Source organism: Bernardetia sp., from assembly GCF_020630935.1.
GTDB lineage: Bacteria > Bacteroidota > Bacteroidia > Cytophagales > Bernardetiaceae > Bernardetia.
The window spans coordinates 1-25,509 of the sequence record NZ_JAHDIG010000067.1; the positions used below are offsets into that span (position 1 = coordinate 1).

Genomic DNA, 25,509 nt, shown 5'->3' on the forward strand with positions numbered 1-25,509 from the left:
AAATTGAAAATTAATCCCTAATTTACGATTTTGCAACTAAAATCATATAGTGCCAAAAAACTATAAGATTTTATTTTCTTATAGGTTTGATAATTGCTAGTTATTTGTTGGGACACACTTCATCAGCAGATTTGCCACAATAACTGCACGAGCCATCATCTGTCTTTAAAAAAGGGCTTTGACTAGCACATGTTCCTCTAAACTGTCCTTGCTTTTGAAAGAACATTCTTACTCCCATTCCTAAAAAATAGAGCATAAGAAAACCCACAGCAAGGGCGATAGTATATAATAAGGTTGTCATATATTTCTAAACTATTGATAAATAATTTTTCTGCAAAAATACAAAAAAGTAGGAAATAGATGTTACCTGCTTTTTACTTTTACAGACGTTTTGCTTCTACAAAGTAACTTATAAAAACGCAGATAGTTTGGAAAATAAACTTTTTTAGCAATTAAATACCTCTCATTCTTTTATATAAATTTGATAATTTAATAAAACTGGCTACCTTTGCAGACTAAAATTTTGTGAAGAGAGTTGTATCAAAACCTAGTGCAAAAATCTGTTTCACAAGTTTGATAACTACCTATTTAGGTATTTATTTTTGGTAGAAAATAATCACTATCAAAAATTATAAACACTCAAATTCACATTAATTCATATTAAAAAAAATTATAACGATAGATTATGTCTATAATTACAGCAATTCAGAAACGCACAGGACTACTTCTTGTAGTTATTTTGGGCGCACTTGCAGCATTTGTACTGACAGACCTTTTCAATAGTGCTGGCAGAATGGGAAGCGACCAAGTTATCGGAGAAATTGACGGAACAGAAATCAAATATCAAGACTTTAATAATGCTTTCCAAGTAATGAAGGAAAGAATGGAAGCTGGGCAACAGACAAGACTCAACGAATCTCAAATGCCTATTGTTCGTACTCAAACGTGGAACGAATTGGTAAAAGAGTATGCTTTAAAACCAGAGTGGGAAAAACTAGGAATTATGGTAACTGATGAGGAACTTGTAGATATGGTACAAGGAAATAATATTTCTCCTCAAATCAAACAAGCTTTTACAGACCCAGAAACAGGTGTTTTTGATAAAGACAAGGTAATCGCTTTTATTCGCACTCTTCAGCAACAATCTCCTCAAGCACAACAACAGTTTGCTGTTTTTGAACAACAACTTCCAGAAACTCGTAGAAGTGAAAAATACGAAAACTTACTTCGTAAGTCAGTATATGTAACGAAAGCTGAGGCAAAACGTCGTTATGAAGACGAAACTATCCAGTTAGATTTGAAATATTTGTATGTTCCTTATGCAAATATTCCAGATTCGGCTGTAACTGTTACTCCAGAACAAATTGATGCTTATTACAACGAGCATAAAGAAGATTATGAAGATGCAGCTTCTATTGCAGTAGAATATGTTTCTATTCCAATCGTTCCTTCAAAAGCTGATAGTGTAGATACAAAACGTTATCTTGAAAATATCAAGGATAAGTTTGCTGCTACACAAAACGATACATCTTTTATAGCACAACATTCACAAATTGAAGCAAATTTTGCAGAGCTTGCTCCTTCTGCGTTTCCAAATGCAGTTAAAAACCAGATGGGAACAGAAAATATAGAAGTTGGCTTTGTAGCTGACCCAGTAGCAGCAAACGGAACATATAAAATGTTCAAAGTGGTAAAAGAATTAGGACAAGTAGCTGATTCAGTTGAAGCAAGTCATATTTTATTCAATACACAAGGCAAAAGTCCAGAAGAAAAATTAGTTATTGAAGCAAAAGCAAAAGAAGTTTTAGAACAAGCTAAAAATGGAAGTAATTTCGCAGAACTTGCAAAAGAACATAGCGATGACCAAGGAAGTAAAGTAAAAGGTGGAGAGTTGAGTTGGTTTGGTCGTGGTGCAATGGTTAAACCATTTGAAGATGCTTCTTTTGGTGCTACTAACGAAGGTGTGCTTCCAGAACTTGTAGAGACAAGATTTGGATACCATATCATCAAAGTTACTGGCTTGAAGAAAGTAAACAAATATTTATTAGCTTCTGTTAGTCGTTTGTTAGACCCAAGTGAAACTACTCGTGAGACACTTTACCGTCAGGCGGGTGATTTGGCTTCTAGTAAGAATGTCAAAGAATATGAGGAGCTTGTAAAGCAGTACAATCTACTTAGCCTACAAGCAAATGATGTGAAGCAAAATGCTCGTTCTATGAACAATATTTATGACCCTTCTATTCGTCAGGCAATTCGTTGGGGATTTGAAGAAACTACAAAAGTAGGTTCAGTTTCAGATGAAGTATTCGAAATTGATGGCAATCAAGGTAGCCAATATATTGTAATGGTGTTGAAATCTCGTACAAAGAAAGGTATCCAACCTCTTGCAAAAGTATATGAGCAAGTTCGCCGTGAAGTATTGGAAGAAGTGAAGCAAAAAGAGATTATGGCAAAACTAGAAGGAAAAACAGGTACACTTGATGAAATAGCAAAAGAATTTGGCGACCAAGCTCGTATTCTTAACCAACAAAACTATACTTACATCACAAATGCACTTAACGGAGTAGGTTTTGCTCCTAAAGCAGTTGGTATAGCTTTCGGATTGAAACAAGGAGAAATATCTAAGCCTATTGCAGATGAATCTGGTGTATTGATAATGCAAGTAGAAAAACGTACAGAAGCTGGCGAAGTAGCTGATTATGCAAAATACAAAACTCCATTGGAGCAAGACCGTCAGCAGCCATATAACTCTAGTGGTATTCTTCGTGCTATCAAAGAGCTTACTGATACAGAAGAAAACATCGATAATTTTTATTAGGATATAAAGTCAATTCGTTTTATATGCCATAAAAAAACCTAAGCCTTTCAGCTTAGGTTTTTTTGTTGAATTTTATTAGTAACCATCATTGAGGTCAAAACCGTCAATAAGGAAATATTTTAGTTGTTGGTGTCCTCACAAACAACATAACTATTTATCTATTTCTACCATATTGTTCGTGGCTAGAAACCCAGTCAGAAGAAGAGATTGCCGAACCAAGAGAAATTTCTCCAGCAAGTACAACAGCTGCAATAATTTCAGCAAGTTTGTTTACTCGGTCTCTACCAAAGCAATCCATCATTTCCAGACACTCTTTTTGAGTTGCTAAACCAACACCACCACCATAAGTGGCAATAATGAGAGATGGAATGGTAATAGAAATATAAAGGTCTTTTTCTGGTGTAAGTTCTGAATAAAGAATACCAGCAGAAGATTCTGAAACATTGGCAACGTCTTGTCCAGTAGCAATAAACATAGCTGTAATACCGTTGGCAGAGTGTGCACCATTATTATTTGCTCCTGAAAGGAATGCTCCAATGGTAGCTACCTGTCCGTGATAGGCTAATGCTTCTGGCTCAACACGCATATTCTGAATCAAAACATCTCTAGGAATCGTACATTCTGCTACCACACGCTTACCACGAGTACGCATTACGTTGATTTGAGAGGCTTTTTTATCTGTTGCAAAGTTAGATTCTAGGTAGAAATGTTCTAACTTACTTTGGTCGTAGTTATCTAAAATCCAACTACAAGCTGCAAATGTTGCACGTCCTACCATATTCTGACCTGCTGCATCTCCTGTTTTGTAGTTGAAACGTAGGTAAGCAAATTTGTTTGATAAATAACAATCAATATCGTGTAACTTAGCGACACTAGAAGTTGCTTCTGCTTCTTCTGCAATTTTTTCATAAACCTCTTTTTTCTTTGTCCACGCCACAAAATCTCTCGCTCCACGAGCATCTTTAAAAACAAAAACAGGCGCACGCTGCATAGCATCTCCAATGACTGTACATTTTACTCCACCACTAAGATTAAGTACCTTCATACCACGGTTATAAGAAGCTACAAGTGTTCCTTCTGTGGTTGCCATCGGAATTAAAAAATCTCCTTTTGCGTGTTCTCCGTGTACTGTAATAGGACCTGCAATACCCATCGGAATTTGTGCTACACCTACAAAATGCTCACAGTTTCCAGCTAACATGTGTGGGTCGAAAGAATGTTTTGTTACGTGTTCTAGTTTTTTGCCAGTAACTTTCTCAACAAAATCTTGTCTTGTCTTGATAGCACTTTCAGAATAGTCATCGTTTTTATCTCTAGGAATTTTGACTTCTGATTCTCCAAAACCAGAAATCGCATCTTGTACATCAAACTTTAGCTTTCCAAACGGATTAGCAACAAAAGAAATCCGAATATTATGCTTTGCTTCTGGTAATTTGTCGATATTAGCCAAAACATTGAAACTCTTACTAAGTGGGAAGTCGACAGGATTGTCAGCATCCATAGAAGTAGGGTCTATTATGTTTCCATCACCCATATCGATTTGAATATTGCTCATCGGAACTTCTTTTCCATTTATCTCAACACTCAAAAGCTCGCTAAATTTTGCATCACTCAAACGGTTTTTGATAGTAAATTGTACTCCACTTTCCGTATTTTGTAAACTTCCTCGTGTGTAGAGTTGTTTTAGGATTAAACTTGGTATTTGCATAGGTTTTGCTATAAGGTTTGTGTAAAAATTTAATTTTTATGTGAATTTTATTCAAACGTTAAGCTAATATTATAAAAAACCGTTGATAATACAACTTATTTTATAATGAATTAGCAAATTGTTTGGTTTTTTTTTAATACACCAAAAATTATTTGCTTGCCTACTTTCTCATAAAGAGAGTTTTATCTTTTACTTTTAGAAAAAAACTGTAATTTTGAGAATAAAAATGGTAGGCTATAGATTACTGCTTAAATTATATTTATGAAAAAGAGAACACTTTTATTGGGAGCTGCACTGGCTGCTGGTGCGTCCTATTGGTGGAAAAAACCAAAAGAAATTAGTTTTGATTATACTTTCAAAACCAATTTTTCGCCTACTGTACTCTGGACATACATAGAAGAAGCTTTTCGCAATTCAAAAGAAAGTGAGCTTTGGATTCAACACTTAGAAGAACTAGAAAGTGCTGGTATAGCTGCTGGAAATAAGGTAATGGCTGTTTATAAAACACCTCTTTTTGCCAAAGTACATCACTATTACATTACAGAAGCTCATTATGGAAAATATTTTGTTTATGAGCCTGTGGCAGAACATCCCCTCAAAGGGCGTGCGATTGTAGAAATAACTCCAACAAAAAGAGGGTGTGATTTGCGTTGGCGTGGAAAATATTATTTTAAGGGAATGCCACTTGCAGCTCTTTATTTAGTTAGTTATTTTGAGAAGGCTTTTTTTAAAGGCTTACAAGAAAATTTGTACAAGATAGAACCTCGTATGCCTCAAAATATGCAGGTAATTGATAGGATTTATGAGTAAGGAATAAATAATTTAATGACTTTTTTTAAATCCTTTTTACTTATACAACAGTAAAAAGGATTTTTTCGTAAATGAGAAGATATATTTTTGATTTAATTTTCTTCTATGCACGTTTATAAAATTCATAAGAAAAAACACGCTCACTTTCTCAAACAAAACCGTCAAGACCCCATTACTGGAGACTTGATTGTGGCAGGAGATGAGATCGTTTTTTGCCACGAGTGTAAGTCTGCTTTTTTGAAAGATACATGGGAATATTTAGGAGGAAAGCATTGTGATAGTAAAAAGACATTATCTAGTTTTCCACAAGAAAGAGCTTTAAACCTAAGTACGAACGAGAAAATATTTGGTACGTTGCCTTCTGTAATCCGAAATATTAGAGATAACTCTTATGAAAAAGTTGGTAAGAGAGTTATAAAGTCTAAATATTGGAAAGAGCGAAAAGTTAGTTTTGATATTAGTCTAGACATAATAGAAAATGAACTTAGAAACGTAGACTTCAAGCAGCTTTTTTGGAAAAAGGCAGATTATTTTCTAAAAACTTGGGGCGTTTTGATTTTCTTTTTGGTTTGGATTGCCCTTTCATTTACTGTTATAAATTTTATGTATATGTTGATGGCTGCCCTTGGCTATCTTGCCGTTTGGATAAATATTCACAATGAAGCCATAGATGTTGATGCAGATGCAGGGGTTAAAGACTCTCACCCCTTACTAATTTTTCACAAAAACTGTATTTTTGTGTATTATCATCTTTTGGAAAAAGCATATACTATTGACTATCAAGATGTAAAACAACTCACTTTTTTTTATGGTATGACTATCATTTCTATTTCTACACAAGATGGACAAATGGTAAGTTTTGGTTTAAAGACTGATAAGAAAAAGACAGAGGAAGCCTTAGCTAACCATATGTTCGTACATATAGAGGGAATTTTGAAAAGAGTTCGCCAAACTTCACAGCACACACTAATTCGTTTTGAAGAAATTCCAGAACATTTACAATATAGACTAGCCTACTTAGAAAAAAAATATAAAAATATTTGGGTGCATAACTTCTAATGCTTTCTAACAATCAACACCTCAACGTATGCACATTCATAAAATAGACAAACAAACTCACGCTGATTTTTTAGGGCAAAACCGTCAAGACCCCATTACTGGAGACTTGATTGTGGCAGGAGACGAGATAGTTTTTTGCAATGAATGCAAATCTGCTTTTTTGAAAGATACATGGGAATATTTGGGGGGGCGGCATTGCAATCAGAACAGGACATTAGCTGTTTTCCCTGTCAGAAAAACATTAAATCTAAAATCTAAACGAGAATATTTTAAAGCCTATTTACACAGCATTTCAGACTGGAAAGAGTTTGATACTCGTTTAAAAACTTTGCCTTGGGTACTTTCTAGTTTGGATATGAAGGAGTTTAGAAAAAAGTCTAAGAACTCAATGTTACGTCTGGTGTTGTTTGTAACATCTCTGTTATTGGTTGCTATTTTATGCTATCTTCTCTCATTTAGTAGTTCTGTATTTATGCTATTCTTATTGATTACAGGAATAGGATTTATTGGAGAATTTCTAAGTAGAAGTTTAAAAAGTGTCGATAAGTCAGAAAAACCACAGATAAGCATAGAAAAAGACCAAATTATCGTTTTTATGCCTTACAAAGAGCAAAAAGTAACTTTAGCTAAATACAAAATAGAAGAAATAGAACTCATTTCTAAAGAAAAAAATAACTACAAACTGCGTGTTTCTTATACAAAAGGTTCTATGTTTTTCTCATTTTATCTTGCGCCACGCCAACTTAGTTCGTTGGTAGAAACACTCTATGATTGGTCGGATAGTGTTAGAATTGATTTGAGAAAAACTAAGTTTTTGTTGAAGGGAATGAATGATTACAGTTATTTGTATGCTTCACTAGATGCAGAGGAAGAAGAACCTCATTTACTTTTGCCCTAATGAATATATTAGACTTTTTTAGAAATGTTTTAAGCATTAATAGCTTGTTTTTTTAAGTTAAAACACCCTAAGGGTTTGTTAAATCCTTAGGGTGTGTATCTTAACTTCTTTCTAAAACCATATCCTCTAAAGATTCTATCCATAGAGGATGCGAGTTGAGACTTTCTACCATATCCCAACGTTCTCCACCAAGTTCTAAGAAATCTTCATGGTAGGTTTCAGCTACTTCTACAGTAGTTTCTAAACAATCAGCTACAAAAGAAGGTACGAATACAATAATTTTCCTATATCCTTTCGCATAAATCTCTTTAATTACATCGTCAGTATAAGGTGGAATCCAAGGGTCTGAACCCAAACGAGACTGAAAACAAACAGTATAGTCTTTTTCTGTGATGCCAAGTTCTTTTGCTAGGTGGCGAGAAGTTTCATAACATTGAGCTCTATAACAAAGGCGATTAGTAGCATTATAGGAATTACAACATGTCCCTATTTTACAGTACGAGCTTGCTTTTTTGAGTTGGCGCTGTGGCAAACCGTGATAAGAAAAAACATAATGGTCGTAATCGTGCTTTGCCAAAAGCTCTTTTCCTTGAAGCGCAAAGGCTTGAATCATTTTTTTATCTGCTGGATATGCATCTACAAAAGAAACTTCTGGAATGAGTTCCCATTTTGAAACAATTTGCATTACTCGCTCCAATACCGAACCCGTAGAAGCCGAAGCATATTGAGGAAACATCGGAATAACAATGATTTTTTTGCAATTTATTTCTTGCATTTCCTTCAGAGCATTGGTTAACGATGGACTTTGGTAACGCATGGCTAGGCGAACTACATATTTTTCTCTTTTAGACTTGTCAGTTTCTTTGTCTGAATGATTATCAAGTGATTTTTGTAGTTTTTCTACTACATCTATGCCATGATAAAGCAAAGGAGAACCTCTATCTGTCCATAGCTTTTTATATTCTGCAGCCGATTTGGGCGCACGAAAAGGGGCAATAATCCCATTGACAAGTCCGTAACGAAGAGGAGCAGCAATATCTATTACTCGTCCATCTAATAAAAATTCACGTAAATATTTTCTAACATCTGGCGTTTTGGGAGAATCTGGCGTTCCTAAATTGACTATCAAGACACCGATAGGAGCATTTTTCATAAAGCTGTTTCTATATTCTTTTGTTATTTTTATCAACCGTAAACGAGAACTAAAGCCGTCGTTTAGGGTCTGCTAACTTTGTGAGAAGCAAAAGGGTTTTTAAATCTTTTTTATTTGACTGCAAAAATAGGGAAAAATTAGCTTTTGTTTTGTCGCCAAATCCATACAATTAAGCTAGAAATAATAATCATAGAGATATAAAATGCTATTTGATAATCAAACTCAAAATTATTTTTTAGTTTGGATTCTTTTTCTCTCTGTTTTTTGATAGCAGCCTCTAAATTCTTTTTAGAAAAAGGGTCGTAAGCATAATTTGGAATCACTAAGTTACTATCTGGTAAAAATAACACTTGATGAACTGTATCATAATCTGCTACTCTCATCAGTAAAAAGTTCATTGGTTCAGACTTGTATTTATAATTATAAATAGGCATTCTAGCTGTTCTGATTCCCTCAATTGTATATTCTCCTTTTGTTTTGCCGTTGTATAGTGTGAGGTAGTGAAACGTACTATCGTTTATAAAAACTAGATAACCATTCTGATAATTACCTATAATCTCTAATAGGTTATCAACCACTAATAATTCTGTTTCTTTTTTACTTATGGCATCTTCATTAGAGTAGTTCCTAGTAGTATAAATATGAAACTTATAATCTTTGTAGTAATAGTCTAATTCTGATATTTCATTTACATAGATTTTCTCATTTGCTAACAAATCTACTTTTTCATTACTGGTAGAAGTATATTTTTCTACTTCTTTTTCTGAAATAGAAAGTAGTGTATCGTATTGAGGATTGTTACTAGGCGAATGTCGTTTTTCTTTAAGAATTTTAGTCTGATTAGATTTTATATCTTCTATTTTGTCTAAAGCGTTTGCTAGAATAGTAAGAATTTTCTTTATGTAAATATCTTTGTCTTTTACATAAATTACTAAACCTTCATAATTTTCATCTTTCATATCGCCCATTTTCCAAGCCTTAAATTGGCTATAGCCTAAGGTGTAATAAAAATTTTGATGTCCTGCAAAACTATTTATATTTATAGCAACTTGTAAATTTGGACTATCAGAGTCTTCGATAAGTTTTTGGGCAAGGTCAATTAAAATTTGTCCTTTGTTGTCTGTTTCAAACTCTTCACCAAAAGACCAATATTCTAAATGTATATTTTTAGTATCTTCGTAAAGGTCAATATCCATAGTTGCTTTTGCAAAGGGACAGGTATAAAAGAAAACTATACTAAGGAGTAGAAAATAATGTGAGATATTCATAAATGAATTTTTTTAAAAGAATAGAGTTTTAGTATCATAAATTACGTATTTTTATATGAAACCAAGCAGCCAAAATTATGATAACTTCAATAGACCAATTAGACTTTGATAAAACGTATTCCTATGCAGATTATTTTGAGATTAAATTCCCACTCTTATCATATTGAATTATTCCAGTTGCAACCATTTCTTGAATGATTTTTCCTAAAATTGTTGCATCCAAATTTTTAAAATGCTGTTGTAGCTTGTGAACAGGAATAGAGTGAGAAGCAATTTTTTCTAAAATTTGAGTTTTTATATCTTCGCTTTCATTTTTTGCTGTTCCATTTGCAGCCTTTTTATTCTTGATACAATTATCACAAACGCCACATACTTCGTCTGTTTTTTCTCCAAAATAATGAAGCAGAATCTGTGTTCGGCAGCGCATATCGTTGCTGACATAATTAATTACCGAAAATGCTTTTTGCATAGCTTCCTTTTTTCTTACTTTCAAAAATTCTAAATCCAACGGCAAATCATTTGCATTGTGGCGAGGTGTAAGGAAAGAAAGTTGAGGAACATCTTTTTGAGGCTGATAATCGATGATATTTTGCTGGGCTAGATAGTTTAACTGTGCTACTACTTCCATTTTTGGCATTTTTAGAAACCTAGAAAGATTCTGTTCAGAAATAGAAATAAATTGCTGAAAAGCTCCTCCATAGGCACGTAAAATTCCTTTGATAACTGTATCTGATTTTGGGTTGGCAATTTGAAAGTTATAAAGTGTAGCATTATCTACCTTTATCCAAATTTTGGAAGGTGTATAAAAACTCTCTGAAAGCTGCAAAAATCCTTGTTCCTCTAAAATTTTTATAGAATTATAGGACTCTATATAGGGAATTGAAAAGCGACGATAAAACTCTTCCATATCAAAATCAAAACTCTCTATTGGAAAACTTCCCACAGCAATTTTGAAATAATTGGCTAAGGCTTGATAGACTTTCTTAATAATTTTTGGTTCTGGGTGGGCTTGCTCTGTTCGTTTTTCTAAGTTGATTAAATCATTGTTGTCAAAAAGGGCAATGGCATACGCCTTTTTTTCGTCTCGTCCTGCTCTGCCTGCTTCTTGATAGTAGGCTTCTAAAGAATCTGGTAAGTCAGTATGAATAACTGTTCTGACATCTGGCTTATCTATTCCCATTCCGAAGGCATTCGTTGCTGCAATGACACGAATTTTTCCACTTATCCACGATTCTTGTACGTGGTTGCGCTGTGCGTGCGTAAGTCCAGCGTGATAAAAATCGGCTGAAATTTTCTGCTGTCGAAGCCAAAGCGCAATTTCTTTACAACGCTTCCGATTCCGAACATAAATAATTCCTGTTCCTCTTACGTTATTCAAGATTTGTAGCATTTTTTGGTTTTTATTCTCTTCCAAAAATGCAGAATAAGAAAGGTTTGCTCTTGAAAAACTTTTGGTAAATACTTTCTTATTGTCTTTAAAATCTAGCTTATCTTGGATATCTTCTCTGACTTGCAAAGTCGCCGTAGCTGTAAGGGCAATACAAGGAACATTCGTAATTTTCTCTCTGATAGCTGCAATTTCTAAATAAGCAGGACGAAAATTATATCCCCATTGTGAAATACAATGCGCCTCATCAATGGCAAGTAAGCCAACATTCATTTTGGCTACTCGCTCTTTAAATAAATCTGTTTTGAGTCGTTCGGGAGAGAGATAAAGAAACTTGATATTTTTTCCATACACACAGTTATCCAATATGATATCAATTTCTCGCTTCGACATTCCAGAATAAATTGCTTTTGCTGAAATACCACGTTTGTTAAGCTGAAAAACTTGGTCTTTCATCAGCGCAATAAGTGGCGTAACGACAATACAAACTCCCTCCAATGCCATCGCAGGCACTTGAAAACAAATCGATTTTCCTCCACCTGTTGGCAAAAGTGCAAGCGTATCATTACCTTCCAAAACAGAATTGATAATCTCTTCCTGCATCGGACGAAAAGCATCGTAGCCCCAGTATTTTTTTAGAATTTGTTGTGGGAGCATAATCAGTTACCAGTTGTCAGTAAATAGTAATCAGTTGAGTTTAAATTGAAAATACATAATGTAAAGAAGTATTCAAACAAAAGGTTTTTTACTACCATAGAGGTTCATATACTACATCTAATTGTTTCAAAAAGCTGTGTTGTTCTTCATTTAATAGTACGAAACCAAAATATTCCCCCAGCGAAAGAGAATAAAATAAAGGATTATTACGATTTCTATTTTGAATGGCAGCGTTTATCATTTTTATAGCCGTCGGTAGAGTTCCTACATCTTTTATTTCTTCGAAGTATTCTATTCCATCTTGATTGAAAGATAGAGTACAATTATTTTCTGAGTAGGAAAATATTATTGATTTAGGGTCAAAGAAGAAATTAGTAAATTTAGCTAAATCATATATAAGTAATTCTGTCGGATTACTTATAAAATCTAAGGCTTCTGGACAGTCTAAGAAATGACCAGCCCCCCATTCATAAGAGAAAAGAAAAAATCTGTCTTCAGAAAAATTCTCTTCTATTATGATGTTTACAATATTGTAATTTTCAATTTCTGTGTAACTCTTGCCTTCTACCTTTTTAGTATCTATAATACCATAAACAATCAGTTTATCAATTATTTCTTTCATTATTGTAGTATCTAATCATATTTTCACTCCCATCCATAAAATATCATCACGTTGTTTGGTATTTTGCATGTGGGCATCTATTTGTTCTTCTAGTTTTTGTTTTTGCTCTTCAAGTGGTAAGTGATGACTTTCTTGAAAAAACTCTTTTAATCTGATAGAGCCAAATTTCTTTTTATTGTTATCGTTTTGGTCTATGATTCCATCTGAACCAAAATATAATAGACTGTCTTTTGGTAGTAATAAAGTAGTTGATTCAAAATTACGAACTTCTTTATAATCCAAACCAATAGAAATATTACTTCCTTTTATCTTCTCTACTTTATTTTTTTCTGCATTTACGTACCACAACGGACATTTTGCTCCTGCAAAGGTAACTTTTTTCATAGAAGCAGTTTCATCATCTTCTATGGTAATAAAAACAGCATCCATTCCGTTGCTCATTCCTGTTTCATTTTGCCTTAAAGCTCTTCTAATATCGTTTCTTAGTTGCTCTAAAATTTTGGCAGGTTCTGTAACTTTCCTTGTATTGATGATTTCATTGAGCAAAGTAAAACCTATCATACTCATAAATGCACCCGAAACACCGTGTCCAGTACAGTCCAATGCACCAATAATGGTTTTGCCTTTTAGATTTCCCAACCAATAAAAATCTCCAGAAACTACATCACGAGGACGATAGATAATAAAATATTCTCCTAGCTCTTTTTTCATACGCTCTTGATAAGGCAAGATAGCAGCTTGTATGGTTTGAGCAGCGTTGATGCTATGCGCTATGTTTTGATTTTGTTCTTCAAGAAGTTGATTTTGAGATTCAATAGAATCTCTTTGAGCAATAATTTCATCTTGGTTTTGTTGTAATTCTTCATTTAGCCCTTGAAGTTCGCCGTTCACTTCTGCTAATTCTTTCTTTTGCTTGTTCAACTGACTATTTAGTTTTTTTGTCTTGCTCTGACTGCGATAAATAAATACAGCAGTTATTACTACAATAACTAAAATAATGAGAACCAAAATATTGATATTACGCTGAAATTTAGCTTCAATTTTATCTTTTTCGATTTGCTCGGCTTGTACAATATTTTCTTTATGAAGCGAGTCTTCTACTTTTTTGAAAGCATATTCCGATTCTAGGCGAGTAATTAGTTTTGTGTTTTCTGTATTAGATAGGCTATCTTTCATCTCTCTAAACAATATCTCATTTTTATAGGCTTGTTGATAATTATCTTGTTCTGAATAGATTTTGGAAAGCATTTCTGCACCACTACGTACAGCTTGTAATTCGTGATATTGTTTGCCTAACTCTACGCCTTTATTCAAGAGAGGAAGAGCATTCTTATAGTTTTTCATTTGAAAATAGACTTTTCCCAAATCTATGTAAGAGGTTGCTAATGTAGCCTTTTCGCCTAGTTCTTCTCTTATTTGTACGGATAATTTCCCAAACTCTATGGCTGTTTGATACTGCTCTTTTATTAGATTTAGGGTCATAAAACTTTGATAGATAGTTGCCTTTCCACTTTTATCACCCAGTTCTTCCATTAGCTTTAGGCTTTTTTCATAATACATAGTGGCAATATCATATTCGTTTTTCAGTTCATAGACATTTCCTAAGTGTATATAGACATATGAAAGATACTCTTGACTGTCTGCTTCCTTGTAGAGTTCTTTAGCTTTTTGGTAATATTCTAAAGCTAAATCGTAAGAGGCTTGTACTTGGTGAATACTTCCAATATTGACATAAGCAACTCCTAAACTTTCTTTATCTCCTAATTTCTCCTTAATTTTTAAAGACTTCTGATAATATTGCATAGCTTGAGCATAAAACCCTCTAGCTTCTTGCATACTTCCTAAGTTGTTATACAACTTTACAATTCCTGTGTCATTACCTAGTTTTTGTTCAATATCTATAGCTTTCTCATAATATTCCAATGCTCTATCATATTCACTTTTTCGTTTATAAACAACTCCAATGTTATTATAAATACTTGCCATTTCTTTATCGTTTCCTATTTCTTTGAAGTTATGAATAGCAGTTTTGTATGAAATGATAGCTTTGTCATACTCTCCAAGATAAATATAGACAAGTCCGATATCTTTATAAATAGAGCCAATTTTTTCTTTGTTGTCTATAGTTTTATAAATACCTACGGCTTCATTGTATTTTTCGATGGCATTTGTATAATTTCGTTGTGTTCTGTAAAGTTTTCCCCAAGCATAGTAAGCGTCAGCTTCTCCTTCTTTATAGTTATTTTCTTTAGCCTCTTTTATATTAGCTTCATACATGGATTGAGCTTTTTCAAAGTTATGTTGGCTTATATAATAATATCCAGCTATATTTTTTGCATCTATAAATCCCTCTACATAATTATTCTCTAGAGCTAATTTAATAGATATATCAATGTAGGAAAAAAGAGTTGTAGAATCGTTTAAGGAAACTTGGTTAGCAAGTTCATTATAAGTATCAACTTTATCTTTTATAGAAATATTCTCTTTATCAATGATTGCTTGTAAAGAATCAATAATAGCTTGTTCTTGTGCATAAAGTGTATTCATAGAGAAAAAAATACAGCTCAATAGCACAATCGCATGGCGAATCTTCATGTTTTTTTATTTAATCCTGATAGTTATGGTAAGTAGTGTTTATTTTTTATTCAATGTATATTATAAATTGAAAATGATTTGTTAGCAGAAACAACAGCAATGCAAACAGTGTACTACTAACAAGTAATCAAAATAGCTTTTTTATTACAAAAAAGCTACTTAAAACTCTCTTTTGTGTAAATTTTAGGGACAAATTTCTGCTCATCTATGGGCGTTCGGGCATAATGATTTTGCTCATCAATATCTGGAATTTCTACAGGTTTGGGCAATACATTTTCATATTCTATTTGGGTCAAAATATGACTAATACAATTCAGACGAGCCGATTTTTTATGGTCAGCATCGATAACATTCCAAGGCGAGGTTTTAGTATCAGTATGGGCAAACATAGTATCTTTAGCTTTGGAGTAGTCGTGCCACTTTTCCCTACCTTTCAAATCCATTCCACTAAGTTTCCATCGTTTTCTAGGGAGCATGGTGCGTTCTTCAAACCTTCTTTTTTGTACTTCTGGACTAACAGAAAACCAATATTTTATCAGAATAATACCCGAACGAATCAGCATATTTTCAAATTCTGGACAAGAGCGTAAAAACTCTTGATATTCTTCTTCTGTGCAAAAACCCATCACACGTTCGACACCAGCACGATTGTACCAACTTCTATCAAACAAAACAATTTCGCCAGCTGAAGGTAAATGTGCTACATAACGCTGAAAATACCACTGAGAGGCTTCTTTTTCTGTGGGTTTGTCTAAGGCGACAATCTTACAAAAACGAGGGTTTAGAGCATCTGAAACTCTTTTTATTGTGCCACCTTTTCCTGCTGCATCTCTTCCTTCAAAAATTATGGCGACTTTCAAGCCTTTTTTCTTTACCCAAAATTGGAGTTTGACCAGTTCTCTTTGAAGCCTAATAAGTTCTTTGTCGTAGTTGATATTTGTTTTCATAATGATAAGGTTTGCTAAAATAGTTTAGAAACTCTCTAAAAATCTGTATTTTTGTGCATAAGTAATTGAGTTGTTCAAAAAATGAAGAGTTTTTTAATAAAGATAGAAAAATATTTAAAGAAGTTGTTTAAGAATATAAAATAACCATCGTTGAGGCTCAAAATGCAGCCCTCAAGTCTTAAACAATTTTAAAAAGAGTAATTCAATTAATCACTAATAATTAATCATTAATCACTATTAGAGTTTTGGGGCAGAAAAAGACATTTTGGCAATGGTTTACACACCATTATTTGATGATACTCCGTGATGAGGAAAACTTTCAAGAAAAAAGAACCATTCGTTTCAATCTTGCAAAGGTAGTAGTAGTTGTAGCTGCATTTTCAATTCTTGTTTTTATTCCTTCTTATTTTATAGCGAGTGCAATTGCAGACTATCAGATATCAGTTTCAGAAAATCCACAAGCAAGGCTTTTTAAACTGATGGAAAAATCAGATTCTTTAGAGGCAATTTTAGCAGAACAAAATGCATATTATGAAAATTTAAAACAGATTTTGGGAGGAGAACCTCCTAAAAATGAAGTTTCAGATGATTCTGCTGCTACTATCATCAATTCGGAAGATATAGACTTGACCGAAAGAGATTCTGTCGATTTGGCATTCCGAAAGCAGTTTGAAAAAGAAGGACAAAAAAGTAAAGGACTAAAAACTTCAAAAGGAGAGCTACAACAAATTTTATTTTTCTCACCTATTTCTGGCATTGTTACTAACAAGTATAATTCTGAAAATGCTCACTTTGGAGTAGATGTAGTTGCGCCAAAAAATGAAGTTATTAAGGCTGCAGCCGATGGAACAGTTATCTTATCTTCTTGGACACAAGACTCTGGACACACGCTCGCTATTCAACACAAGCATCAACTTGTTTCTTTCTATAAACACAATTCTGTTTTGCTTAAAAAAGTAGGAGAAACAGTAAAAGCTGGCGACCCTGTGGCAGTTATCGGAAACTCGGGTGAGCTTACAGATGGTCCTCACTTACACTTTGAACTTTGGTATGAGGGAAATCCTGTTAATCCACAAGATTTTATTTCGTTTTAAACTGAAATTGGTTTTCTATTCTAACATCAGAAATCTGAATTTGTATTTCAATCTAAGTTCCTAAATCAGAACTCTAAATTGGCTTATCCCATTCTATCTGGGTTTTCTTCCAAAAAGGCTGCCCACGATGTGCTTTTGGGAAGAAGTGCATTTTGTTGAAAATAATGGCAAACAGCCACACCAACAGCATCAGTAGCATCTAAAAGGTCAGGGATTTCATCGAAGGAGAGTAGGGTTTGTAGCATATTGGCGACTTGTTCTTTTGAAGCAGTTCCTTTTCCAGTAACCGCTTGTTTGACTTTTCTAGGAGCATATTCTTCTACCGAAACGCCACGAGAAAGAGCAGCAGCCATACAAACGCCTTGCGCTCGTCCAAGTTTGAGCATAGACTGAACATTTTTTCCAAAAAAAGGAGCTTCTAAAGCCATTTGTTGTGGTTTAAATTCCTCAATAATTAGGCTTATCCTATCAAATATTTTTTGTAGGCGTACATAGTGGTCTTTCCATTGAGATAATTTGATTACGCCAAATTGAATGAGATACATTTTATCATCTTTGATACCCAAAACACCATATCCCAAAACAACAGTTCCAGGGTCTATTCCTAATATAATTTGGTCGAAAGAAGTTGGTTGCATAATTGATTGAATGGAGTTATATAATTTCGAATTTATTGCTTTTAAACAGTTTTAATAATGAAAAAAGACAATAAAAATTATAGAAAAATACTTTTCAGAGTTTTGAATTTGTTATTGATGCTATTTGCGTGGTGGTATTTATATGCTCAACTCAAAAGTCATCAGTCTTTTTTTTTACAAATAACTGATTTATATAGCGAATTGCAAAAAAACAAAGCAATTTTGTTTTCTGTTTTTCTTTTAATGCTCCTAAATTGGCTTTTAGAGGCGAAAAAATGGCAGATTTTGATAAAACCATTAGCAAAAACTACTTTGTTAGAATCTCTAAAAAGCGTTTGGATAGGACTTTCTCTTTCTACTTTTTTACCTTTAGGAAATTTCTTTGGCAGAATTAGACATCTTCCTCAAAAAAGTCGGTTTCACTCTGCTGGTGCATTGCTTGTAAATGGTGGGTTACAATTTTGGGTTACGATGCTAGGAGGAATATTCGGAATAAGTCAATTTTTTGAATTGGAAATCTTTTTTACCTTTCTGCTTTTTGCTTCTTGGATTTTTTTTTATTTGTTGGGACTATTTTTTTATAAAAAATGCTCATATAATTTAGTAGGCATTGGTAAGGACAGCAAAAATAAAAGTAAAATTATAATTTGGCTGCAAAAAAATCTTTATTTTGCTAGTCAGTATTCTCAAACGGATATTATCAACACTACATTTTTTGCCTTGCTACGTTATAGCGTTTTTCTAATTCAGATGATTTTGATATTTGAAGCAGCTAATTTTTCGCTTTCTATAGATAAAATACTTGTCGGCTCTAGCCTTTTGTTTGCTGCAAAATCAGTTTTGCCAGTAGGTGGTTTTTTGGTCGGACTTAGCGTGAGGGAAGCCACAGCTCTCTATTTTTTTAGTTCTTTGGGCGAGAGTAAAGTTATAAGCCTTACGTTTTTACTTTGGGTTATCAATATTGGTTTTCCTGTTTTGATAGGTTCAGTATTACTTTTAAAAGGCAAAAAAAATACTCATCTGATATAGAACTACCTTCAATGTTTTTAAAATCAATATGTAAAATCTTTTAGTAAATGTTATCACAGTTAATTTTGTACACCAGTCTTCCAGACTGGTCTGTAAAATCCAAAACATAGGTTTTGGATTGAAATAAAGTCTTTTTAGTATTTGTCGTCAGACTAGAAGTCTGACCTACGTAAATAATCGTGATAAGCTTTAATTTAATGTAATATAAAAACTATTTTTTGTCAGGCAGCCTCATAGGGCAGTACCGATGCGATTTTTAGGTGTAGTTAGTTTGTCTTTTGGTATAAGACAACAAAAAAAAACACCTCAGAAGCTATTCTATAGTCATTTTCTCTGACCAATTTAAGTCTAATGGCAATTCTTGATTTGAAAGTTCTATATGAATTACTCGTCTTTGTTTTTTGTTAGTTGTTCTTTTTGAGCTATGCAAAAGCAAAGGTTTCATTAGCATTACTCCACCTTTTTCTACATCACAAATCACTTGTTTTTCTTTATTCCAATCGATAGTTTGAGGAGGATAAATTTCTTTGAGATGTGATTTTGGAATAACCCTTAAAGCTCCATTATTTTCATCTGTCTTATCCAAATGAATACGAAGTGTAATTATATTTTCTAAAAGTTCTACGGGAGGCTGTACGGCAAACTGATTTTGTTTGGTCGTCCAGTTTTTGAATTTTTGTGTTTCAATTTTCTTATCTACTGAAATTGTTAAATCTTGATGATAAGGAACATACCAGTTAGAGGTCGGAGGTTTATCAAAGTAAATGCTTTTGACAACAAAAAAATCATCTCCTGCTATTTTTTCTACAACTGACTTGAAATTTTTTGTAAAAATTAGGTGTCTAATTGTTTCATTATCTTTCAAAAACTGACGAATAGCAAATAAGTCTGCTGATTTTCTAACTGTCTTTTTATTAATATCTATGTTCTCAATGGCAGAAATAATCTGTTTTATTTCATTGTCAGAATAGGTCTGTCTAAGAATTGCAAAACCATTTTGCAGAAGTTCTTTTCTATAATTTTTCATCTTTCAAAGTGGGCTAATTTTTCTATAAAACTCTCTACATCATTATTTCTTATTTCAAAGTGAGCTTGCTGATAATACTTTTTTCTGTCTTGCCATTTTTTTGTAATCATCTCTAAAAGGTTTTCAAACGAACTAGCCTCTTTAAAAAGTGGACGATTGTCTTGTTGTTTTTGCTGTGCTTTGAAGGTTCTTTGTGCCAAAACTTCTATTTCTACATTTAGAAAACAAACGATTCCATTTTTCTTCATTTGGCTTAAGTTATCAAAAAAACAAGGTGTTCCTCCACCTGTCGCAACAATAGTTTTCTCTAAATTGAATGTAGTTTGAAGAGCATGTTTTTCTTCTTCTCTAAAAAAAACTTCTCCTTTTTCTTCAAAAATTTTTGGGATGACAGTAGTATTTCTTTGTTCAATCAAGTGGTCTAAATCTAAAAAATTGTAGCCTAGCTTATGAGCTACTAAGTTGCCAAAAGTAGATTTTCCAGATGCTGGCATTCCGATAAAATAAATAAGCATTTTAGGAATGATGAATGGTTAATGATAAATTAAACACTACAAGAACTATTTACTATTTGTAGTATCACTGGTAACGGGTAATTGTTTACTGATAACTGCCTTATGTCGCATTTCACGAGCAATAATCGAATCTTGAAGTTGCTGAACGACTTGGCGATGAAGTTTGGCTTCTTTTTGAGATTCTTTCAAAAGTTCTTTTTGTTTGTCGGTTTCTAGCATTTGCAAAAAGGCTATTCCTCCTAAAATAAGGATGACACCCAAAGAAACAACAGCCACCAAACGCATTTTTTTACTTGTTTTTTTAATTTTTTCTTCTGTCTGGCTACTCATTTCGAAACGTAAATTTTCTTCTACTTCTTCTCTAATTTCACTTTTTACTTCTTCTCGCAAATCTTCTTTAGATTCTTGTTCTTTTTTGCGTAGCTGTTCGTTTACTTCTGTTTGGACGTAATTATCTAGGGCTTCAGTTCGGATATTTTCCTCTTTGAGCCATTGTAGTAGTTTTTCTTCCTTTTGCTCCTTTTCAGAATCGGAGAGTGAAATCAGAATGCGTTTCATAGACTTTATTTACAGATAACCAAAACTATGAAAAAAGATGGAGAAATAATAGTAAGTTTTATTTAAACTTGATTCAACTCTTGTAAAACTTCTAAGGTTAAAAATCCATATGTTTTTCCACTACCTCTTTTATGCGCCGAAATTTCATACCGTTGTGTAATATCTTCCCATCTGTCCAAAAATATTAGTTCAGTTTTATCGCTGTTTAAGTCCATTGAAAATCTTATAAATTTATTTTCAGTAGTTACAATAATTCCTTCATCTGTACTGATACCTTCGTAGTCTTGTTCATATTCTAAAAATATGGACGTATTTGAATCAATGTTTTTTTCTCTTAAAAAATATTCAAGTCCTTGAGGGATACCATTTTTTCTCCAGTATTTTGCTTCTGATAAAATGCGACTCTTAGTCTTGTTATTTTGTTCTTGTACGTTTAGTCTTTTACTCTTCATTTCTTCTTGCTTTCAGATAATCGTCAAAAGTTGGGTAGTTTATGATATTTCCTGTCTCCTCTATTTTTAAATATTGATTTGGATATTTTAATAACTGTGCTAATAATTTATTCTGATAAGGTAAAGGAAGAATTTTTCTGATAATTGAAAGTAATTCGGATTTAGAGTTTAGTTTCAAATTACATTCTCCATCATCATGCGATGATAATATTCCATATTTATTCATTCTCATCTCAAAATAAACTAAGCCTATGTCTCCTTCATTTTCTAGAAAACTAACCATTTCCTTTATTGTTGAGAGGATTGGAATATCTTTTTCAGTGGCAAAACCAAAGTTTTTATACCAAGTTGCTCCAAATTCTATAATTTCGATTTCTAAGTCTTTAGGGAATAGCTTTAGAGCATCTAAAGTAGAAAATTCAGATACGTAAAACTGATACCCATCTTCTATTTCTTTGTATAAAAAAAGGCTTGTGTACATAGAACAGTTATTTATAGAGATTTATCTCAAACTCAATAATTCTTTAATCAAATCAGATTGAATCTTAATTGTAGAATTTATCTTTTTTTGATGTGTAAGTTTAGCGTAAACAGTTTCAACCCCTCCCCAAAATATTTCTTTTTGTTTATCATTTAGTTCTGAAAGAGGTACGATACGAGCAACCACATCATCACTTGTAATAAATCCCCAACCCATTTCTAAGTCTTTGTCCATATTTTGAGGAGGTGTATAAGATTGAAGAAAGCAAGACACACTTTGAACTTCTGCATCCTCAATCTGACTTAATTCTGTAATAAGAAGGTGCAAAATCTTATCATAAATAGTCCATCTTGCACTAAATGTTTTCTTATCATTGATTTCTATAAACCCACTAGACATCTTTTGATTTCTAAATTTACTGAATCAACATAAAGTAAATAGGCATTCCGATAGTGATATTAAACGGAAATGTAACGGCAAGAGCCATCGGAATAAAAAGACCAGAGTTTGCTTTCGGAACAGCTATTTTCATTGCAGCAGGAACGGCAATATAAGAAGCACTCGCTGCCAAAATAGCAAAAATAAAACGGTTGGCAACATCGTCTGTGATTAGTTCACTTGCTATTGCCGTCAGAGAACCATTAAAAATGGGAATAATAATCGCAAAAAGTGCTGCAAACCAACCTGATTTTAAGAAAGCACTCAATTTCTTTCCACTTTCAATTCCCATTGCTAAAAGAAAAATAGCCAAAAACCCTTTAAAAATATCAGTGGTAAAAGGTTTGATTCCTTCGGCTTGTTTCTCGTCTGCAATCAGTCCGATAACCAGACTTCCCAACACCATCAGAACACTGCCATTGGTAAAAGAATGAATAATGATAGATTTTAGTTTTGCCTTAGAAGATATTTTTTGAGGAGGAGCAGCATCATAGCTATCATCCATTTCAAAGTCTTGGGTAGGAATAATTTGAGGTTCATAATCATTTTTATCTATTTCTATGGCTTTTTCTTCTAATTCTTCCTCTTGTTCTTTTTTATTGTAGAGCATAATAAGAGCTACTCCTACAATAATAGCTGGAGCTTCCATTAGTGCCATAACAGCAACCATGTGTCCACCAAAAGAAAGTTTTTGGATTTCTAAGAAAGAAGCAGCAGCGACAAACGTAACGGCACTTACCGAACCATAAGAGGCTGCAATCGCACCAGCATTTTCAATGGAAAGTTTACGTTTTAGAATGAAAAATGTATAAAAAGGAACAATCACAGAGAGAAAAATACCAAACAAAAGTGAAGAAAGAATTTCTATATCAAAATTGCTATGTGAAAGTTCTTGACCTCCTTTGAAACCGATAGAAAAGAGTAAATACAGAGAAATAAATTTGACTGAACCAGCAGGAATTTCTAAGTCACTTTTTACCTTGACAGCCAAAATTCCTAGTACGAAAAATAGAAGAGTTGGATTGGTAAGATTGGAGAGCAGTAAATCAAGATTCATTTAGATAAATTAATAATGAAAAATTAGGAATGAGAAGTTTTGAGAAGAACAGCAAATAAAATTATTTTCAACTTCTATATCGCTTCAATAAATCTGAATAGGCATCAATGCGTCTGTCTCTAAGGAAAGGCCAAATACGACGGACATTTTCGCTGCGTTTCATGTCAATTTCTACCACCGTATTTTCTTCTTTGTCTTGACTTCCTTCAAATAAAAACTCGCCTTGTGAGCCTGTAACAAAACTGTTTCCCCAAAACTGAATGCCTTTAGTAACGCCAGTAATGTCTTCTTCAAAGCCTGTACGATTTACTGAAATAACAGGCAAACCATTAGCGACTGCGTGTCCTCGTTGGGAAATAATCCAAGCATTGCGTTGTCTGTCTTTTTCGTCTTGTGTGTCGTCGTGTTCCCAACCGATAGCTGTCGGATAAATCAAAACCTCTGCGCCAGCAAGTGCCATTAGTCGTGCTGCTTCTGGATACCACTGATCCCAACATACCAATATTCCCAAACGTCCAACAGAAGTATCAATCGGCTCAAAACCTGCCCCTGCATCATCTACACCTCTTTTTTCATAATCACCAGGAGTAAAATAAAACTTTTCATAGTAGGCTGGGTCGTCTGGAATGTGCATTTTTCGGTATGTTCCTGCAATTGTTCCATCTTTTTCCAATACTACGGCTGTATTGTGATAAATTCCTGCTGCCCTTCTTTCAAAAATAGAAGCCACCACTACAACTCCACATTCTTTAGCTGTTTGTGCAATAGCATCAGAAGTATGACCAGGGATAGTTTCGGCAAGGTCAAAATAATTTACATCTTCACACTGACAAAAATAGACATTGTTGTGAAGTTCTTGCAAGACAACTAAATTTGCTCCATTTTTGGCGCATTCTCTAATGCCCTCTTGGCTTTTCTTGATATTTTCTTCTCTATTGGTCGTACATTTTTGTTGTACTAAACCGACTTTTAGATTTTTCATATATTTTATAAATTACGAATAGTGCAATTACGAATGGATTAGGTTGTGTATAAAAACAAATATCGAAGATACAACGTTTGAAACTACTGGTAACTGTTTAATGATAACTGCTAACTGATTTATATGGATTTTATACAAAAATTAAAAAATAGATTGGACTCTCCTGCTCGTCCTGCTGAAAAAGCACAACGCTTGATGGAATCTTCGGCACGAACAAAAGAATTGTCATTTCAATACAAAGAACGTAAAAAAACACGAATTGCAGCTGTTTTAATGTTACTCTATCCGTATCAAGATGAAGATGGCAATGAAAAATTTGATTGGAAGATGCCTTTAGTATTGCGCCCACAGTACGAAGGAATACACAATCATGGAGGACAAATCGGACTTCCAGGGGGAGGAAGAGAAGAGCAAGACGAAAACTTGATGATGACTGCTATCAGAGAAACACAGGAAGAAATTGGCGTTATCGTACCCAAAACCAATATTTTGGGCAGTTTATCAGACTTATATATTCCTCCTAGCGATTCTATGGTAACACCTTTTGTGGGATTTATGAGAGAAAAGCCAAGTTTTATTCCAGACCCAAAAGAAGTAGATAGAATTATTGAAGCTCCTCTCTCATCGCTCAAAGACCCAAATTTGCGTATGCAAAAACAGGTTACATTACCCAATAAAATTACTATAGATGTTCCTTATTTTGCTGTCAATGATGATTCTATTTGGGGGGCAACAGCCATGATGCTAAGTGAGTTTTTACATCTAATAGAAGAAATTGAGTAATGTTTAAGAATTTATAATTTCTTCAAACATACGTTTGACTTGTAGGTCGCCAAAGCCATAGATAGCCTCTCGCTTTGTAAACTCTCTAAAAATAGGTGCAAACTCTTTAGTATCTAACTCTTTCATTATTTGGATAATGCTCTCTTTTGGTCTGCCTAATTTATTATGACTAGGTTGGCGTTCTATATGAGCTTCTACTGCTTGAAGGATAAAAGGATATATTGAAGAAAGAGTTTGTGCTGTTTTTAGTAAATTTTGAAGGTCATTTTGTTTATAAAATTGCCAAAGTGAGGATATTTCTTCTATGTTTTTGTTTAAAGGAATGCCATTTTCATAACTAGAAATTAATTCAGACTCTTTCAAATGACCAAAACTATACGGACTATGCTCACTTGGACGCACTAAGAATAATAAACTATCCTCTTTTTTTTCTATTAAAAGAGAAGCTACAAACCAAAAATTAACTTGACAAAACAAGTCATCTTCAAACCACATATAAACTTTTGAGTTAGAAGGAATAGCTTGTATTTTCT

General features: G+C 33.4%; 25 protein-coding genes. 7 read left to right on the forward strand and 18 right to left on the reverse strand.

The window, feature by feature from the left end; all coding sequences use genetic code 11:
- Positions 1 to 100 precede the first annotated feature (100 nt).
- Entirely contained in the window at positions 101 to 301 is a 201-nt protein-coding gene (locus tag QZ659_RS16300) for a hypothetical protein (RefSeq protein WP_291727390.1), read from the reverse strand.
- Positions 302 to 685: 384 nt separating this feature from the next.
- Here QZ659_RS16300 and QZ659_RS16305 point away from each other — a divergent pair, with 384 nt between their 5' ends.
- Complete coding sequence (locus QZ659_RS16305; RefSeq protein ID WP_291727391.1) at positions 686 to 2,818, forward strand: SurA N-terminal domain-containing protein; 2,133 nt, start codon at positions 686 to 688, stop codon at positions 2,816 to 2,818.
- Positions 2,819 to 2,972: 154 nt separating this feature from the next.
- Here the strand turns inward: QZ659_RS16305 and QZ659_RS16310 are convergent, their stop codons facing one another.
- Positions 2,973 to 4,526: a hydroxymethylglutaryl-CoA reductase gene (locus QZ659_RS16310; RefSeq protein WP_291727393.1), complete on the reverse strand. Its 1,554-nt coding sequence runs from the start codon at positions 4,524 to 4,526 to the stop codon at positions 2,973 to 2,975.
- Positions 4,527 to 4,787: 261 nt separating this feature from the next.
- Here QZ659_RS16310 and QZ659_RS16315 point away from each other — a divergent pair, with 261 nt between their 5' ends.
- From QZ659_RS16315 to QZ659_RS16325, 3 genes are all read left to right on the forward strand, one after another.
- Positions 4,788 to 5,336 (forward strand): hypothetical protein, encoded by a 549-nt coding sequence (locus tag QZ659_RS16315; protein WP_291727395.1) that lies wholly within the window; start codon positions 4,788 to 4,790, stop codon positions 5,334 to 5,336.
- Positions 5,337 to 5,441: 105 nt separating this feature from the next.
- A complete protein-coding gene (locus QZ659_RS16320; RefSeq protein ID WP_291727397.1) occupies positions 5,442 to 6,395 on the forward strand; it encodes a hypothetical protein in 954 nt (317 codons plus the stop codon).
- A gap of 28 nt (positions 6,396 to 6,423) precedes the next feature.
- Positions 6,424 to 7,293 carry a hypothetical protein gene (locus QZ659_RS16325; RefSeq protein WP_291727399.1) on the forward strand — a complete coding sequence of 290 codons (870 nt, stop codon included), beginning with the start codon at positions 6,424 to 6,426 and terminating at the stop codon, positions 7,291 to 7,293.
- Between the two features lie 100 nt (positions 7,294 to 7,393).
- On the opposite strand, the gene hemH is transcribed toward QZ659_RS16325, so the two are convergent.
- The 6 genes from hemH to ppk2 all read right to left on the reverse strand — a co-directional run bounded on the left by hemH (position 7,394) and on the right by ppk2 (position 15,922).
- On the reverse strand, positions 7,394 to 8,446 hold the full coding sequence (gene hemH, locus QZ659_RS16330) for a ferrochelatase (protein ID WP_291727401.1): 1,053 nt from the start codon (positions 8,444 to 8,446) through the stop codon (positions 7,394 to 7,396).
- A gap of 137 nt (positions 8,447 to 8,583) precedes the next feature.
- Complete coding sequence (locus tag QZ659_RS16335; RefSeq protein ID WP_291727403.1) at positions 8,584 to 9,642, reverse strand: hypothetical protein; 1,059 nt, start codon at positions 9,640 to 9,642, stop codon at positions 8,584 to 8,586.
- Between the two features lie 202 nt (positions 9,643 to 9,844).
- On the reverse strand, positions 9,845 to 11,758 hold the full coding sequence (locus tag QZ659_RS16340) for an ATP-dependent DNA helicase RecQ (RefSeq protein WP_291727405.1): 1,914 nt from the start codon (positions 11,756 to 11,758) through the stop codon (positions 9,845 to 9,847).
- A 91-nt stretch (positions 11,759 to 11,849) separates the two neighbouring features.
- Positions 11,850 to 12,380 (reverse strand): hypothetical protein, encoded by a 531-nt coding sequence (locus QZ659_RS16345; protein ID WP_291727407.1) that lies wholly within the window; start codon positions 12,378 to 12,380, stop codon positions 11,850 to 11,852.
- Between the two features lie 15 nt (positions 12,381 to 12,395).
- Positions 12,396 to 14,975: a tetratricopeptide repeat protein gene (locus QZ659_RS16350; protein ID WP_291727409.1), complete on the reverse strand. Its 2,580-nt coding sequence runs from the start codon at positions 14,973 to 14,975 to the stop codon at positions 12,396 to 12,398.
- Positions 14,976 to 15,130: 155 nt separating this feature from the next.
- Positions 15,131 to 15,922: a polyphosphate kinase 2 gene (gene ppk2 / locus QZ659_RS16355; RefSeq protein WP_291727411.1), complete on the reverse strand. Its 792-nt coding sequence runs from the start codon at positions 15,920 to 15,922 to the stop codon at positions 15,131 to 15,133.
- Positions 15,923 to 16,167: 245 nt separating this feature from the next.
- Here ppk2 and QZ659_RS16360 point away from each other — a divergent pair, with 245 nt between their 5' ends.
- On the forward strand, positions 16,168 to 17,016 hold the full coding sequence (locus QZ659_RS16360) for a M23 family metallopeptidase (protein WP_291727413.1): 849 nt from the start codon (positions 16,168 to 16,170) through the stop codon (positions 17,014 to 17,016).
- A gap of 83 nt (positions 17,017 to 17,099) precedes the next feature.
- On the opposite strand, the gene ruvC is transcribed toward QZ659_RS16360, so the two are convergent.
- Complete coding sequence (gene ruvC / locus QZ659_RS16365; protein WP_291727414.1) at positions 17,100 to 17,654, reverse strand: crossover junction endodeoxyribonuclease RuvC; 555 nt, start codon at positions 17,652 to 17,654, stop codon at positions 17,100 to 17,102.
- A gap of 57 nt (positions 17,655 to 17,711) precedes the next feature.
- Here ruvC and QZ659_RS16370 point away from each other — a divergent pair, with 57 nt between their 5' ends.
- The gene (locus tag QZ659_RS16370; protein WP_291727416.1) at positions 17,712 to 18,683 is read left to right on the forward strand and encodes a hypothetical protein; all 972 of its coding nucleotides are present in this window, start codon (positions 17,712 to 17,714) and stop codon (positions 18,681 to 18,683) included.
- Positions 18,684 to 18,996: 313 nt separating this feature from the next.
- On the opposite strand, the gene QZ659_RS16375 is transcribed toward QZ659_RS16370, so the two are convergent.
- The 8 genes from QZ659_RS16375 to QZ659_RS16410 form a co-directional block, all read right to left on the reverse strand.
- Positions 18,997 to 19,710 carry a phytanoyl-CoA dioxygenase family protein gene (locus QZ659_RS16375; RefSeq protein ID WP_291727418.1) on the reverse strand — a complete coding sequence of 238 codons (714 nt, stop codon included), beginning with the start codon at positions 19,708 to 19,710 and terminating at the stop codon, positions 18,997 to 18,999.
- A complete protein-coding gene (locus QZ659_RS16380) occupies positions 19,707 to 20,225 on the reverse strand; it encodes a shikimate kinase (protein WP_291727420.1) in 519 nt (172 codons plus the stop codon). Before QZ659_RS16380 ends, QZ659_RS16375 begins: the two co-directional genes overlap by 4 nt.
- Before the next feature lie 45 nt (positions 20,226 to 20,270).
- The gene (locus tag QZ659_RS16385) at positions 20,271 to 20,783 is read right to left on the reverse strand and encodes a hypothetical protein (protein WP_291727422.1); all 513 of its coding nucleotides are present in this window, start codon (positions 20,781 to 20,783) and stop codon (positions 20,271 to 20,273) included.
- 62 nt (positions 20,784 to 20,845) lie between these two features.
- Positions 20,846 to 21,235 (reverse strand): hypothetical protein, encoded by a 390-nt coding sequence (locus tag QZ659_RS16390; protein WP_291727424.1) that lies wholly within the window; start codon positions 21,233 to 21,235, stop codon positions 20,846 to 20,848.
- Positions 21,225 to 21,716 (reverse strand): hypothetical protein, encoded by a 492-nt coding sequence (locus QZ659_RS16395; RefSeq protein ID WP_291727426.1) that lies wholly within the window; start codon positions 21,714 to 21,716, stop codon positions 21,225 to 21,227. Before QZ659_RS16395 ends, QZ659_RS16390 begins: the two co-directional genes overlap by 11 nt.
- Before the next feature lie 21 nt (positions 21,717 to 21,737).
- Positions 21,738 to 22,115 carry a hypothetical protein gene (locus QZ659_RS16400; protein ID WP_291727428.1) on the reverse strand — a complete coding sequence of 126 codons (378 nt, stop codon included), beginning with the start codon at positions 22,113 to 22,115 and terminating at the stop codon, positions 21,738 to 21,740.
- 16 nt (positions 22,116 to 22,131) lie between these two features.
- Positions 22,132 to 23,211 carry a sodium-dependent bicarbonate transport family permease gene (locus QZ659_RS16405; protein WP_291727430.1) on the reverse strand — a complete coding sequence of 360 codons (1,080 nt, stop codon included), beginning with the start codon at positions 23,209 to 23,211 and terminating at the stop codon, positions 22,132 to 22,134.
- Between the two features lie 67 nt (positions 23,212 to 23,278).
- On the reverse strand, positions 23,279 to 24,193 hold the full coding sequence (locus QZ659_RS16410; RefSeq protein WP_291727432.1) for a carbon-nitrogen hydrolase: 915 nt from the start codon (positions 24,191 to 24,193) through the stop codon (positions 23,279 to 23,281).
- A gap of 123 nt (positions 24,194 to 24,316) precedes the next feature.
- On the opposite strand from QZ659_RS16410, the gene QZ659_RS16415 reads away from it, so the two are divergent.
- On the forward strand, positions 24,317 to 24,976 hold the full coding sequence (locus QZ659_RS16415) for an NUDIX hydrolase (RefSeq protein WP_291727434.1): 660 nt from the start codon (positions 24,317 to 24,319) through the stop codon (positions 24,974 to 24,976).
- 3 nt (positions 24,977 to 24,979) lie between these two features.
- On the opposite strand, the gene QZ659_RS16420 is transcribed toward QZ659_RS16415, so the two are convergent.
- A partial coding sequence (locus tag QZ659_RS16420) for a DUF1835 domain-containing protein (RefSeq protein ID WP_291727436.1) occupies positions 24,980 to 25,509 on the reverse strand: 530 nt, incomplete at its 5' end.